General features: G+C 73.0%; 12 protein-coding genes. 9 read left to right on the top strand and 3 right to left on the bottom strand.

Annotated features, from left to right (window positions below; translation table 11 throughout):
- Positions 1 to 33: 33 nt before the first annotated feature.
- The 5 genes from ABZ928_RS03360 to ABZ928_RS03380 all read left to right on the top strand — a co-directional run bounded on the left by ABZ928_RS03360 (position 34) and on the right by ABZ928_RS03380 (position 5,809).
- Positions 34 to 861: a class I SAM-dependent methyltransferase gene (locus ABZ928_RS03360; protein WP_361514760.1), complete on the top strand. Its 828-nt coding sequence runs from the start codon at positions 34 to 36 to the stop codon at positions 859 to 861.
- A 46-nt stretch (positions 862 to 907) separates the two neighbouring features.
- Positions 908 to 2,707, top strand: coding sequence for a gamma-glutamyltransferase (locus ABZ928_RS03365; protein WP_361514761.1), 1,800 nt, complete (start codon positions 908 to 910; stop codon positions 2,705 to 2,707).
- 134 nt (positions 2,708 to 2,841) lie between these two features.
- Positions 2,842 to 3,687 carry an inositol monophosphatase family protein gene (locus tag ABZ928_RS03370; RefSeq protein WP_361514762.1) on the top strand — a complete coding sequence of 282 codons (846 nt, stop codon included), beginning with the start codon at positions 2,842 to 2,844 and terminating at the stop codon, positions 3,685 to 3,687.
- A gap of 145 nt (positions 3,688 to 3,832) precedes the next feature.
- The gene (locus ABZ928_RS03375; RefSeq protein WP_361514763.1) at positions 3,833 to 5,248 is read left to right on the top strand and encodes an NAD(P)/FAD-dependent oxidoreductase; all 1,416 of its coding nucleotides are present in this window, start codon (positions 3,833 to 3,835) and stop codon (positions 5,246 to 5,248) included.
- 51 nt (positions 5,249 to 5,299) lie between these two features.
- Positions 5,300 to 5,809: an O-acetyl-ADP-ribose deacetylase gene (locus ABZ928_RS03380; protein WP_361514764.1), complete on the top strand. Its 510-nt coding sequence runs from the start codon at positions 5,300 to 5,302 to the stop codon at positions 5,807 to 5,809.
- 157 nt (positions 5,810 to 5,966) lie between these two features.
- Here the strand turns inward: ABZ928_RS03380 and ABZ928_RS03385 are convergent, their stop codons facing one another.
- A complete protein-coding gene (locus ABZ928_RS03385; protein WP_361514765.1) occupies positions 5,967 to 6,506 on the bottom strand; it encodes a hypothetical protein in 540 nt (179 codons plus the stop codon).
- 324 nt (positions 6,507 to 6,830) lie between these two features.
- Between ABZ928_RS03385 and ABZ928_RS03390 the strand changes: the two genes are divergently transcribed.
- On the top strand, positions 6,831 to 8,579 hold the full coding sequence (locus ABZ928_RS03390; protein WP_361514766.1) for a SpoIIE family protein phosphatase: 1,749 nt from the start codon (positions 6,831 to 6,833) through the stop codon (positions 8,577 to 8,579).
- 272 nt (positions 8,580 to 8,851) lie between these two features.
- Here the strand turns inward: ABZ928_RS03390 and ABZ928_RS03395 are convergent, their stop codons facing one another.
- Positions 8,852 to 10,003 carry an MFS transporter gene (locus tag ABZ928_RS03395; protein ID WP_361514924.1) on the bottom strand — a complete coding sequence of 384 codons (1,152 nt, stop codon included), beginning with the start codon at positions 10,001 to 10,003 and terminating at the stop codon, positions 8,852 to 8,854.
- Between the two features lie 214 nt (positions 10,004 to 10,217).
- Here ABZ928_RS03395 and ABZ928_RS03400 point away from each other — a divergent pair, with 214 nt between their 5' ends.
- Positions 10,218 to 11,699: an AlkA N-terminal domain-containing protein gene (locus tag ABZ928_RS03400; protein WP_361514767.1), complete on the top strand. Its 1,482-nt coding sequence runs from the start codon at positions 10,218 to 10,220 to the stop codon at positions 11,697 to 11,699.
- An 8-nt stretch (positions 11,700 to 11,707) separates the two neighbouring features.
- Positions 11,708 to 12,190 (top strand): methylated-DNA--[protein]-cysteine S-methyltransferase, encoded by a 483-nt coding sequence (locus ABZ928_RS03405; protein ID WP_361514768.1) that lies wholly within the window; start codon positions 11,708 to 11,710, stop codon positions 12,188 to 12,190.
- Here the strand turns inward: ABZ928_RS03405 and ABZ928_RS03410 are convergent.
- Complete coding sequence (locus ABZ928_RS03410; protein ID WP_361514769.1) at positions 12,187 to 12,927, bottom strand: Sir2 family NAD-dependent protein deacetylase; 741 nt, start codon at positions 12,925 to 12,927, stop codon at positions 12,187 to 12,189. The two genes, ABZ928_RS03405 and ABZ928_RS03410, sit on opposite strands and share 4 nt — an antisense overlap.
- A gap of 195 nt (positions 12,928 to 13,122) precedes the next feature.
- Between ABZ928_RS03410 and ABZ928_RS03415 the strand changes: the two genes are divergently transcribed.
- The gene (locus ABZ928_RS03415) at positions 13,123 to 14,088 is read left to right on the top strand and encodes a hypothetical protein (RefSeq protein ID WP_361514770.1); all 966 of its coding nucleotides are present in this window, start codon (positions 13,123 to 13,125) and stop codon (positions 14,086 to 14,088) included.
- The last annotated feature ends 330 nt before the right edge of the window (positions 14,089 to 14,418 follow it).

The raw sequence follows: 14,418 nt of genomic DNA on the forward strand, positions 1-14,418 counted from the left end.
CGGGCAGCGGGCACCGATCAGCAACCTGGGGCCATGACGGAGACGACACAGCCACGCCGGCCCGCCGTTCGCGAGGAGATCCTCGCCTACTACGCGCGCGGCAAAGAGGACCGCCGGCTTCGGGACGGAGGGGCTCCCGCCGGGCGCCTGGAGTACTGGCGCACACAGGACGTGCTGCGACGACTGCTGCCGCCGGCGCCCGCGCGGGTGCTGGACGTCGGCGGGGGCAGCGGCGTGCACGCGGAGTGGCTGGTGCGGGACGGGTACGAGGTGGAACTCGTCGACCCCGTACCGCTGCACGTGGAGCAGGCCGCGCGGATCCCCGGCCTCACCGCCCGTTTCGGGGACGCCCGCGAGCTGCCCGCCCCCGATGCCGCCTACGACGTGGTCCTGCTGCTGGGACCGCTGTACCACCTGCCCGAACGCACCGACCGGACAAGGGCGTTGGCGGAGGCGTACCGGGCGGTCCGGCCGGGCGGCCTGGTGGTCGCGGCCACCATCAACCGGTTCGCGGGACTGCACGACGTACTGCGCGAGGAGCGCTACTTCGACCCCGCCCAACGCGCCCGTACGGACGCCGTCGGCGAGCACGGCCGGCACGGCACCGACGGCGGCCTCTTCACCACCGCCTACTTCGCCCACCCCGACGAGGCGCCCGCGGAGTTCACCGAGGCCGGACTCACCGTCGACGGCCAGTACGGCCTGGAGGGTGCCGCCTGGCTCATGGGAGGCGTCGAGGAGTGGCTGGACGACCCGGAACGCCGCGAGGTCGTCCTGGCGGCGAGCCGGCGCATCGAGTCGGAACCGACGCTGCTCGGGATCAGCGGGCATCTCCTCACGGCGGGCACCCGGCCCGCATAGCTCCGTACGATCATGGGACCGCCGCCCCCGAGTGAGGAGTCCGCCCGTGTTCACCACCCGCCCCACCCTCCACGGCACCTTCGGCATGGTCTCCTCCACCCACTGGCTCGCCTCGCAGTCGGCGATGGCCGTGCTGGAGGACGGGGGGAACGCGTATGACGCGGCGGTGGCCGGGGCGTTCGTGCTGCACGTCGTCGAGCCGCATCTCAACGGGCCCGCGGGGGAGGTGCCGATTCTGGTCGCGCCCGTCGGTGGGGAGGTGCGGGTGCTGTGCGGGCAGGGCGTCGCGCCGGCGGGGGCGACCGTCGCACATTACCGGGGGCTCGGGCTGGATCTCGTGCCCGGCACCGGGCCGCTCGCCGCCGCCGTGCCCGGTGCCTTCGACGCGTGGATGGTGTTGTTGCGCGACCACGGGACCAAGTCCCTTGCCGAGGTGCTCAAGTACGCCATCGGGTACGCCGAGGACGGGCACGCGCCCGTGGAGAACGTCGGGGCGACCGTCGAGGCCGTACGGGAGTTGTTCGAGACCGAGTGGACCTCGTCGGCGGAGGTGTATCTGCCGGGCGGGAAGGCCCCCCGGCCCGGTGAGCTGTTCCGGAATCCCGCGCTCGCCGCCACCTGGAAGCGGCTGCTCGGTGAGGTCGACCGGGCCGGGGACCGGGTCGCGCAGATCGAGGCCGCGCGGGACGTGTGGCGGGGCGGGTTCATCGGTGAGGCGCTGGTACAGCAGGCGCAGACGGCCACTATGGACACCAGTGGTGAACCGCACGCCGGGACGCTCACCGCAGACGATCTCGCCGGGTGGTCCGCGACGTACGAGGCGCCGGCGACGTACGACTGGAACGGCTGGACCCTGTGCAAGGCCGGGCCCTGGAGCCAGGGGCCGGTGCTGTTGCAGCAGTTGGCCTTGTTGCCGGCCGAGCTGCCCGCCTACGGGTCCGCCGCGTACGTGCACCTGCTCATCGAGGGCTGCAAGCTCGCCATGGCCGACCGGGAGGCGTGGTACGGGGATGCCGGTGCGGTACCGCTCGGGGAGTTGTTGTCGGAGGGGTACAACGCCGAGCGGCGGCGGCTCGTGGGGGAGAAGGCCTCGTACGAGTTGCGGCCCGGGAGCCCCGGCGGGCGTACGCCCCGGCTGTCCGAGCACGCGGATGTGGTGATCTCCGACGAGCCCGGGTCCAGCCCCATGGGCGCGGGAGAGCCGACCGTGGCGCATCCCTCCGTCGGTGCCGACGGGACCACCCGCGGCGACACCTGCCACCTCGACGTCGTCGACCGCTGGGGCAACATGGTCGCCGCCACGCCCAGCGGCGGCTGGCTCCAGTCCAACCCCGTCGTGCCCGAACTGGGCTTCCCGCTCGGTACCCGGCTCCAGATGACCTGGCTGGAGGAGGGGCTGCCGAACTCCCTGACGCCCGGGCGCCGCCCCCGGACCACGCTCACCCCCTCGATCGCCCTGCGCGACGGCGTGCCCGTCATGGCCTTCGGCACGCCCGGCGGGGACCAGCAGGACCAGTGGCAGCTGCACTTCCTCCTGGCGGTCGCGCTGCGCTCGCGGGTGCGCGGCGGACTCGACCTCCAGGGGGCGATCGACGCGCCGAACTGGCACAACGACAGCTTCCCCGGCTCCTTCTACCCGCGCGGGACGCGGCCGGGAAGCGTGACGGTGGAGGCTCGCATGGACGCCGGGGTCGTCGAGGAGCTGCGGCGGCGCGGACATGACGTGACCGTCGGGGACGCCTGGTCGGAGGGGCGGCTGTGCGCCGTCGCGCGGGACCCCGAGACGGGGATCCTGTCGGCGGCGGCGAATCCGCGGGGGATGCAGGGGTACGCGGTGGGCCGGTGACTACTCCGATCTGACTTTCTGGCTCCTCTGCCTCCGCTGACCCCTCTGACTCCAGCGCTCGCTGTTCACGCCGATTCCACCTGGCATCCACCCACCCGGTGGGGATTGTCAGTGGCGCGTGCTCTCATGGAGTCATGATCGAAGACATGGAAACCATCGACGAGTTTCTCGCCCGCCACTCGGCCGACGTGGAGGAGGCGGTCCGCAAGGCCGCCGCGGCCGAGATCATGCCCCGCTTCCGCCGGCTCGCCGCGCACGAGGTCGACGAGAAGGCCGGACCGCACGACCTGGTGACCGACGCCGACCGGCTGGCCGAGCAGTACCTCACCGAGGCGCTCGGCGCCCTCCTGCCCGGCTCCGTCGTGGTCGGCGAGGAGGCGGTGCACGCCAACCCGGCCTCGTACGAGGCGATACGCGGCGACGCCCCGGTCTGGATCGTCGACCCGGTCGACGGGACACGGCAGTTCGTGCGCGGGGAGGACGGTTTCAGCACCCTGGTCGCGCTCGCGCAGGGCGGCGTGCTGCTCGCCTCGTGGATCCACGCCCCCGCCCGCGACCAACTCGCCACCGCCATAAAGGGCCAGGGCGCTTTCCTCGACGGGGAGCGGCTGTTCGCCGGGCCGCCCACGCCCGGACGGGACCTCGAAGTGGCCACCTCCCACCCGGACTACACGACGGACGACCAGAAGCGCGCCCTGCTGGGCCTGTGGACGGACGGCGTGGCTCCCCGCGCCTGCGGCTCGGCCGGTCTGGAGTATCTCGCCATCGCCCGCGGCGAGTTGGACGGCACAGCGTTCTCCTGGGAGGCGGCCTGGGACCACGCGGCGGGCCTGCTCCTCGTCGAGGAGGCGGGCGGCACCCATCTCACCGTCACCGGCGAGCCGTTCCGCATCACCGGCGGCAACGCCCTGCCGTTCACCACGGCGAGGGACGCGGCGACGGCCCGTCGGATCGCGGGGCTGCTGGCGGGGAACAACTGAGTCACGCCTCTTCAGACGCGGTACCCACGGTCACCACCCGGACACCACCCGTCGATCCAGTCCCCCGCGACCGGGGACTGTCGGTACCCCGTCATATCCTGATCCAGTGGCCATCGGCTGACGAAGGGGTCCGAAGGTGCCGTCGATGCTCGATGCGTGCGTGGTGGGTGCGGGGCCGAACGGACTGACCGCTGCCGTGGAGCTGGCCCGCCGCGGCTTCTCCGTGGCTCTCTTCGAGGCGCGGGACACCATCGGCGGCGGCGCCCGCACCGAGGAGCTCACGCTGCCCGGCTTCCGGCACGACCCGTGCTCCGCCGCGCACCCCCTCGGCATCAACTCACCCGCGTTCCGCGCGCTTCCGCTGGAGCGGTACGGCCTGGAGTGGCTGCACGCGGACCTGCCGATGGCGCACCCGTTCACCGACGGCACCGCCGCCGTGCTGTCCCGCTCGGTCGCCGAGACGGCCGCCTCGTTCGGAGCGCGCGACGCGGGGACGTACCGCAGGCTGGTCGAGCCGTTCCTGCCCAAATGGGATGCCCTGGTACGGGACTTCATGGCGCTGCCGCTGACCGCGCTGCCCCGCGACCCGGTCACCCTCGCCCGCTTCGGCCTGGTCGGCCTGCCCCCGTCGACCTTGCTGCTGCGCCGCTTCCGTGACGAGCGGGCCAAGGCCCTGTTCGCCGGACTGGTCGCCCATGTCATGGCCCCCCTCAACGGGTTCGCGACCGGCGCCATCGGTCTGGTCTTCGCCCTCGCCGCGCACGCGCGGGGCTGGCCCGTCGCCCGCGGCGGCTCCCAGTCCATCTCCGACGCGCTCGCGGCCTACCTCAAGGACCTCGGCGTCGGCATCCACACCGACTACGAGGTCAAGCGCCTCGACGACCTGCCGCCCGCCCGCTCGTACATCTTCGACACCTCACCCACCGCCCTGGCCCGTATCGCCGGCTTCGGCCGCTACTACGACGGCTACCGCTACGGCCCCGGCGTCTTCAAGGTGGACTACGCACTCGACGGCCCGGTGCCGTGGACCGCGCCGGAGGCCCGGGTCGCCGGCACCGTGCAGATCGGGGCGAGTGCCCGGGAGATCGACACCGCCCTGCGCGCCGCGTCCCGCGAGGGCCGGGCCCCCGACAAGCCGTTCATGATCACCGTGCAGCCCAGTGTCATGGATCCTTCCCGGGCCCCGGAGGGCAAGCAGGTCTTCTGGGCGTACGGTCATGTCCCCAGCGGCTGGACCGGCGACCTCACCGACGCCATCGAACGCCAACTGGAGCGTTTCGCCCCCGGGTTCCGTGACCTGGTCCTCGCCCGCGCGACCGCCGGCCCCCCCGAACTGGCCGCCCGCAACGCCAACTACGTCGGCGGCGACATCGGCTCCGGCGCCGTCGCAGGACTCCAGATCCTGCTCCGCCCCAAGCTCTCCCTGTTCCCTTACGGCACCCCGCACCCGGCCGTCTTCATCTGTTCGTCGGCCACCCCGCCGGGTCCCGGCGTGCACGGCATGTCCGGGCACAACGCGGCGAAGGCGGTCTGGCGCAGGCTCCGGCAGACAGCGGGCTGAGGCACGGGGGAGGCAGGCAGACGCGAGGGAACAGGTACGAGGGAGGCAGACATGACCACCATCACGCTCGTGCAGGGCGACATCACCCGAGAGACCGCCGACGCCATCGTCAACGCGGCGAACTCCTCCCTGCTAGGCGGAGGAGGCGTCGACGGCGCCATCCACCGCCGCGGCGGCCCGGCGATCCTGGAGGAGTGCCGCAAGCTCCGCGCCTCGCACCACGGCAAGGGCCTCCCGACAGGGAGAGCGGTCGCCACGACGGCGGGCAACCTCGACGCCCGCTGGGTCATCCACACCGTCGGCCCCGTCTACAGCCGGTCCGAGGACCGCTCCGGCCTCCTCGCCTCCTGCTACCGCGAGTCCCTGCGGGTGGCCGACGAACTCGGCGCCCGCACGGTCGCGTTCCCGGCCGTCTCCACCGGCGTCTACCGCTGGCCGATGGAGGACGCGGCCCGTATCGCCGTCGAGACGGTACGGGCGACGGAGACAGAGGTCGAAGAGGTCAGGTTCGTGCTCTTCGACGAACGGGCGTACGGGGCGTTCGCCGCCCAGGTGGGCTGACGCTCACAGGTCTGGGCCGCCCGGAACCCCGGACGGCCCAGCCGACGAGCCCCCCGCTACGCGAAGAGCCCCGCTACGCGAAGAGCCCCGCTACGCGAAGAGCCCCGCTACGCGAAGAGCCCCGCTACGCGAAGAGCCCCGCTACGCGAAGACCCCGCTACGCGACAGGCGGCGCCGGAAGCGCCGGCAGATTGCCCAGCAGCCCGGTCACCAGGCCGAGCACCGGCGACAGCAACCCGGTCACCGCGCCCAGCACCCCGCCGAGGTCCAGCGAGGTCAGCGCGCTGATCAGGCCCTGGACCGCGGAGGTCAGCGAGGCCAGCAGGTCCCCGACGGGGTCGGCCGCGGGAGCCACGGACCGGTCGCCGGACGTGTCCAGTTTCCGCAGGCGCTCCTGGACGTCGGCGTTCCAGGCCTGGAGTTCCTTCGCGTACGCGGCGGCCGCCTCGGCGTCGAGCCGGGTGCCGTCCGCCTCGCCGAGGTCCGCCACCGTGTCGAGGAGGGGTGCCAGAGCGCTGTCGTGGTCGAGGAGCGTGTCCGTCTCGGCGCCGGACCGCACCGCGGCCTCGGCGATGCTCAGGCCCGGCACTTCTCGGCCCGCGTCACCGACGGCGGCGGCGGTACCGGCCGGGCCGAGGATCAGCGCGGCGCAGACCAGGGGCGGCACGAGGAGGCCGCGGGAGACAAGGGCGCGCATTGAGTTCCTTTCGAAAGCGCTAGCAGCTGCTGGAAGCTCGCCGCTCTTGCGCCCACGGTGGGAACCGCCCCGGCACCCCGCAACCGATCGCACCGCCCGCTCCCGCCGGGCCGTCCCGCGGCGGAGACGCTGACCAGGGTCTTTGCCGTGGAACCCGGCTCCTTACGGGTGTCAGCCCCGCGTTCCGCCGTCAGGGGGTGCGGCAGCCGTACACCGGCACCGCGTCCCTTCCGGCCGGGGCGGCGGCCGGGCCCGTGTCCGCGTGCACCTCGGCCGCGCCCGCCGGATCATGGAACCCCCAGCCCTGGCGAACGGGAGGTTCCAGTGGGGCCGGACTCCCCCCTCCCGCGGACCCTGCTCTCCGAGGACGTCGAGACGCTGCTCGCGGGCGCGACGGCGGAACTGGGGCGTGAGTACCGGGTGCTGCGGGAGATCGTGGAGGGCGGGGCGGCCGCCGTGGCCGTCCTCGACACCGGGCTGCGCTATGTGTACGTCAACCCGCACATGGCCCGGATCGTCGGCGTACCGGCCGAGCGGCAGCTGGGCCGGACCCTCGCCGAGGTCATCCCGGGGGTGGAGCGGCCCGAGGCGGTGCCGCGGGCCGTGCTGCGGGACGGCAGGCCGCGCGACGTCCTCATCGCCGGGGACATGGGCGCGGGGGACGGCCGTAAGCAGCGGGAATGGCACAGCACCTACCACCGGCTGAAGAACGACCGCGGGGAGGTCGTCGGACTCGTGGCGATCGGCGTGGAGGTCACCGAGCCGCGCCGCTACCTCAACGAGCTGGAGCGGGCCCACGGCCGCATGGCCATGCTGCACGCGGCGACCCTGCGGATCGGCACCACGCTGGACCTCGGGACGACCTGCCAGGAACTCACCGACTTCGTCGTACAGGACCTCGCGGACGGCGCGTCCGTCGAACTGGTCGTCGAGAACGACCCGATGTACCCGCGCCCTTCCCTGTCCGCCGGGATGATGCGGATGCGGCGGGCCGCCGCGAGCGCCCGGCCGGAGCTGGCGGCGCGGCTCGGCGGGCTCGCGGGCCCGGACGACGTGAACGACCACGGGCCGATGTCCCCCATGCGCCGCTGCCTGGAACGCGGGCGCCCCTTCGTGACCGGCATGCCGACCAGGGCCAGGCCCGCAACGAGGGGGCCGTACGCGGACCGGCTGGACCGCTACCGTGCCGCCGGGATCCACTCCACGCTGGTCGTGCCCCTGCGCACCGACTCCCGCAGCGTGGGCGTCCTCGCCATGGTCAGGTCCGGTTCCTCACCCGGCTTCACCGCCGAGGACGCGGTCGTCGCCCAGGAACTCGCCGGCCGCGCCTCCCACGCCATGGAACGCGCCCAGCGCTACGCCCGCGAGCACACCATGGCCCTGGAGCTCCAGCGGGCCCTGCTCAGCGAGCCGACCCTCCCGCACCCCGACCTGGAGACCGCCTCCCGCTACCTCCCCGCCGACGACAGCGCGGTCGTCGGCGGGGACTGGTACGACTCCCTGGCCCTCCCGCACGGCCGCAACCTCCTGGTCATCGGCGATGTCATGGGCCACGGTGTGGAGGCCGCCGTCGCCATGAGCCACTACCGCTCCATGCTCCGCGCCCTCGCCGCCTTCGGCATGCCCCTGCACGAGATCCTCGCCGCCGCGGACCGCATGGTCGCCGACTCCGGCTTCGACCGCGTCGCCACCTGCCTCCTCGCCCTCGGCGACCCCGCCACCGACACCATCAGCTACGCCAACGCCGGCCACCTGCCACCCCTGCGGATCCTCCCCGACGGCCGCGTGGAACTGGTCCCGCTGTCCGCCGGCCCACCCCTGGGCACGGGGCTGGGCACCTACGAGACGGTCGTCCGCCCGGGCCTCCCCGGCGGGGTGCTCCTCCTCTACACCGACGGCCTCGTGGAACGCCGGGGCGAGGACATCGACATATCCCTGCAACGTCTGACACAACTGCGCCTGCCACCCGGGGGCGGCCTGGACGAGATCCTCGACGGCATCCTGGCCCACGCGGCGACGGGGACGGCCCGCGACGACATCGCACTGCTGGCGGCTCGGACGCGGGGGGTGTGACGGGGGCGGGTCTGAGCGAGGGAAGCGCGATGGGTCGGCGTCGCGCCTGGCCTGGCGAGGGCCGTGATGGGTCCGTGCCGCGCCTTGCTCGGAGAGCGAAGCTTCCCGGATCCGCGCCCGGCCTGGCCGGGCGAGGGGGCGTGATGGGTCGGCGTCGTACCTTGCTCGGAGAGGGAAGCCTGCCGGATCCGCGCCGCGTCCGCCCCGGCGAGGCGAGGGCGACGGAGCCGCCGCTCACCCCACCCCGGCAAGGAACCCGACGGAACCGCCCCTCACCCCGCCCCCGCAGTCCTCCGGCGCCGTACCCCCACCGCCACGGCCACCGCCGGCCCACCCGCCAGCAGCACCGCAAGCGCCCCGTACCCGTACGTCAAAGTCGCCGCCGCGGCCACCCCCGCGACCAGCAACGGTCCTCCCGCGTCGCCCAGTTCACGACCGAGCTCGGCGGCGCCCATGGTCTGGCCCAGCCGCTCCCGCGGGGTCGCCGAGGCGAGGGCGGCGAAGCCGAGGGGGGTGATCAGGCCGGTGCCCGCGCCGATGAGGGCGGCGGCCAGGAGCACGCCGGTGAGGCCGGGCAGCATCGCGCACGCGAGGCCCGCCGCCGCGAGGAGCAGCCCCACGACGAGCCCGCCGCGCGCGGTGATCCGCCCCGCGTCCAACGCCCGCCCCGCACGCGGCTGTACGACCGCCGCGCACGCCGCCAGCACCGACACCGCCGCCCCCGTGGCCACCGTCCCGAGCCCGGCCACCGACCCCGACACGGGCAGGAACCCGACGCCCACCGACAGCGCGGCGGTCGCCCCGGCGAGCGCGGCCGTCGGTACGAGGAACGAAGGGTCGGCCAGGCGCCGCGCCAGATCGAGTACCGTCTGCCGGGCCCGGGGCAGCGGGGGTACGACGGGTACCGCGACCAGCGTCCACACCGCCACGGACGCGCCCAGCACCGCCAGCACCGTGAACAGCAGCCGCAGCCCGCCCGCCCACACCAGCACCCCGCCGAGCAGCGGACCGAGCGTGTACCCGATGGACTTGTGGAAGCCGTAACTCCCGAACGCCCGCCCGTGCTTGGCCGCCGGATTGAGCCGGGCCACCAGCGCGGACGCGGCCGGGGAGAACGCGGAGGCGGCCGCCCCCTGTCCGAGCCGCGCGGCCCACAGCCAGCCAGGACTGTCGGCGAGCGCGTACACCGCGGAGGCGAGCGCGAACGCCACCAGCCCGCCCAGCAGCACCGGGCGCGCCCCGATCCGGTCGGCGATCGTGCCGAACACCGGCTTGAGCAGCACCTCGGCACCGTCGTACAGCGCGAGCAGCCCGCCCAGCACGAGCAGCGAGGTGACCGCGTCCTCCGTGTCCGCGCCGAGGTTCGCGGCGATGCCGTGTGCCCCGAACGCGGTGGTGAACCCGGCCGCGTACAACGGCCACATCCGGCGCGCGGGCGCCTCGCCCGACGGAGTCTCCGATGCCCTCACCGACATCCGCGTGGTCCTCTTTCTTCTCCCAGAGACATGGAAAGACATGGATGGACGTGCCAGCCCGCCGTGCAGCGTACGGCGTGGTGATCCGGGGCGGTGCAGGAAGGGTGAGGTCCATGTCGGATTCCCGCCAGCCCGCGCCCCGCCGCTGCACCATGCTGGACGCATGCAGAAGGGGATGCACACCGACACCGAGCGCTGCGTGCGCGCCGTCCAGTCCAAGGACGCCCGTTTCGACGGATGGTTCTTCACGGCGGTCCTGACGACCGGCATCTACTGCCGGCCCAGCTGCCCGGCCGTGCCGCCCAAGCCGCGGAACATGACCTTCTACCCGAGCGCCGCCGCCTGCCAGCAGGCCGGTTTCCGGGCCTGCAAGCGCTGCCGCCCGGACACCAGCCCCGGCTCACCGGAGTGGAACCAGCGCGCGGACCTGGTCGCCCGCGCGATGCGCCTGATCGCCGACGGCGTCGTCGACCGCGAGGGCGTGCCCGGCCTGGCCGCCCGGCTCGGCTACAGCACCCGGCAGATCGAACGCCAGCTGCTCGCCGAGCTCGGCGCGGGCCCGCTCGCCCTCGCCCGCGCCCAACGCGCCCAGACCGCACGTCTGTTGATCGAGACGACCCCGCTCCCCATGGCGGAGATCGCCTTCGCCGCCGGTTTCTCCTCGATCCGCACCTTCAACGACACCGTGCGCGAGGTCTTCGCCCTCTCCCCGAGCGAACTGCGCGCCCGCACCCCCCGCAAGGCCGCCGGACAGACCCCGGGCGCCCTCACCCTGCGCCTGCCGTTCCGCGCCCCCCTCAACCCCGAGAACCTCTTCGGCCACCTCGCGGCGACCGCGGTGCCGGGCGTGGAGGAGTGGCGGGACGGCTCCTACCGGCGCACCCTCCGGCTCCCGTACGGCCACGGCATCGTGACCCTCACGCCGAACCCCGACCACATCGCCTGCCGCCTCAGCCTCAGCGACCTGCGCGATCTGACCGTCGCCATCAGCCGCTGCCGGCGCATGCTCGACCTGGACGCCGACCCGGTCGCGATCGACGAGCAGCTGCGCACGGACCCGGTGCTGGCCCCCCTCGTCGACAAGGCCCCCGGCCGACGTGTGCCGCGGACGGTGGACGAGGCCGAGTTCGCCGTACGGGCTGTCCTCGGCCAGCAGGTCTCCACGGCGGCGGCCCGCACCCACGCGGCCCGACTCGTCACGGCGTACGGCGACCCGGTGGACGACCCCGAGGGCGGCCTCACCCACCTCTTCCCGACCCCCGAGGCGCTCGCCGCCCTCGACCCCGAGTCGCTCGCGATGCCCCGCACCCGCCGGGCCACCTTCACCACCCTGGTCACCCAACTCGCCGACGGCTCACTGAACTTGGGAGTCGAGGGCGACTGGACGGAAACCCGCGCCCGCCTCCTCGCCCTCCCCGGCTTCGGCCCCTGGACCGTCGACGTCATCGCCATGCGCGCCCTCGGCGACCCCGACGCCTTCCTCCCCACCGACCTCGGCATCCGCAAGGCCGCCCAGGAGTTGGGCCTCCCGTCGACCCCGGCCGCGCTCACCGCCCGCGCGGCGGCCTGGCGGCCCTGGCGGGCGTACGCGGTCCAGTACCTGTGGGCGACCGACAGCCACCCGATCAACTTCCTGCCTGTGTAAGGGAAACCATGAAGCAGCACACCGTGTTGGACAGTCCCTACGGCCCCCTCACGCTCGTCGCCGAGGACGGCACCCTCTGCGGCCTCTACATGACCGGCCAACGCCACCGCCCGCCGGAGGAGACCTTCGGCGCTCGGGACGACAGGCCCTTCGGCGCGGCGACCGACCAGCTGCACGCCTATTTCAAAGGCGAGTTGAAGGAGTTCACCCTCGAACTCCGCCTGAACGGAACGCCGTTCCAGCGCACCGTCTGGCAGCAACTCCTCGCCATCCCCTACGGCGAGACCCGCACCTACGGCCAACTCGCCGACGCCCTCGGCAACCCCGGCGCCTCCCGCGCCGTCGGCCTCGCCAACGGCAAGAACCCGATCGGCATCATCGTCCCCTGCCACCGCGTGGTCGGAGCGAACGGCAGCCTCACCGGCTACGGCGGCGGCCTGCGACGCAAGCAGCGCCTGCTGGACTTCGAGGGCGATGCGGCGCTCTTCTAGCTGCCGCTCTTCCAGCCGCCCAGCCCCCGCAGCAGTGCGGGCAGCGCCGTCCCGATCGGCTCCCGTACCACCTCGTCGGCGCGTTCGTCGTACGGCGTCGGTTCGGCGTTGACGATGATCAGCCGGGCCCCGTGGTCGGCGGCGACGCCCGCGAGGCCCGCCGCCGGCTGGACCTGGAGGCTGGTGCCGACGGCGATGAAGACCTGGCAGGCCTTGGTGATCGCGACGGCCTCGCCCAGGACCACGGGGTCGAGCCGCTCGCCGAACATCACGGTGGCCGACTTGAGGATCGCCCCGCACTCAAGACACCGCGGGTCGTCCTCCCCGGCCTCGACCCGGGCGACGGCGTCCTCCATCGGGCCCCGCGCATGACAGCCGGTGCACACGACACTCCGTGCGCTGCCGTGCAGTTCGAGCACCTTCCGGGCCGGCATCCCGGCCACCTGATGCAGCCCGTCCACGTTCTGCGTGATGACCCGCACCGGCACCCCGGCCCGCTCCAGTTCCGTGACGGCGAAATGCGCGGCATTCGGCTCGGCCTTGAGCGTCCGGTTCTTCCGCCGCATCTGCCAGGAACGCCGCCGGATCTCCGGATCACGCATGTAGTACTCGTACGTGACGAGCTTCTCGGCCTCGGGATCCCGCCGCCACAGTCCATTCGGACCGCGGTAGTCCGGAATACCGGAGTCGGTGGAAATGCCGGCCCCGCTGAGAATCGCGACGAGAGGCTTGTTCATGGAGCCGAGGGTAGGGCGCGGGCCGGGTCACAGCTAATGCTTATCTCCTTGACCGGCTGCCGGGCCGATCGCACTCTGGTCGAGCGGTGGGACTCGGTCCCGCCACGGCCTGGCGGAGGGGGAAGCCAGCATGCCGTCGGAAAAAAGAACGTCTCGTACGCGCTCGAGTTCGCGCGTCGGCGCCGTAACGACGCGATGAAGGCCGGATTCGCCGTCGGTGCCGGGGTTCTTCTGGCGTCGGTGCTCGTGCTGGGCTGGGCGCAGAACCGGCCGTCGAGCACGGCGCTGGACCTGGTCTCGATGCTCGCTCAGTCCGTCATGGTCGGCGCGGTCTGGATCGGCTACGCCGTCTATGTGAAACGGGCGACACGGCCGGGACTGGTGGTGTGGCTGCGTCGGTTCCGGCCGGACCAAGGCGATCGGATCCGCTTCCACCGGGCTCTCGGCACCGCCTGCTTCGGCTTCGCCAGCGCCGTGACACTTCAGGATCCCTCCTTCAACACCTCGCTGGTCTCGGCGGGATATCGCGTGTGGTTCCTGGCACCGGTCCTCTGTGTGCTCTGGGTGGTCGGCCTTTTCGCGCTGGCGCTGTTGATGTATGCCGCCGGGACGATGAACGAAGGCCTCTTCGTCTTCGGAATCCTCTTCTGGACCGCATTGTTCGTCTGGGGCGCGACGGAGCTGCTTCGCCGGCGAGGCGTCCTCAGCCGCCAGCTGAGCCCGGAGCAGACCGCCGTCCACCTGGACGCCGTCCGGCGCGGCGAGCGGCGTGTCGGGGAGGGCGTCGAGGTGATCAAGGTGATGGAGAGCGCCGGCAGTGAGCGATGGAAAGGCGCGGTCGCCCAGGCGCTGGACCGGGCCGACCTGGCCGTCGTGGATGTCTCGGACGTCACCCCGCAGATCGAGTGGGAGCTTCGGGAAGTCTTCCGACGGCTCTGGCCGAAACGGATCCTCCTGGTCGCGCAGGACGACAAGGCACGGGCCGACGTGCTGTCCGCCCAGCTGAGGGCGATGGGGGTCAGGGACGCCACCGTGCCCTGGGTCCAGGAGTCCCTGCTGCCCTATCCGGCCGCTCAGGCCGCGTGGCCGAAGACCAACGCGCAGTACGCGGATCTGGTCCGCCGCCTCCGACGGGCGGTCGCCGAGCGGGTCGGACAGTGACCGAGGCCTTTCACGCCGGGCCTTTCACGCCGTACCGCTCACGCACCGCCCCTCACACCGCGCCGCTCACTCCTCGTCGTCCTTCTCCCGCACCGGCCCGAACGGCTCGATCTTCGTGCCAGTCACCGACCGGGGGCGTGTTACCGCAGGTGGGCGTCGTCTCGACGGCCGGGTCCGCGGACACCCCCACGATGTCCGGGGTCCAGTTCGACGCCGGGGAGCGAGCCGGCTACCTCGGAGGCCGGCGGTGTGCTGACGGACGGATCCACGACGGCCTGCCCTGAACGATTACCCGCATGTTTCCCCCTGCAATTGAATTCGGGAGCCACA

Source organism: Streptomyces sp. NPDC046909, assembly GCF_040644695.1.
GTDB lineage: Bacteria > Actinomycetota > Actinomycetes > Streptomycetales > Streptomycetaceae > Streptomyces.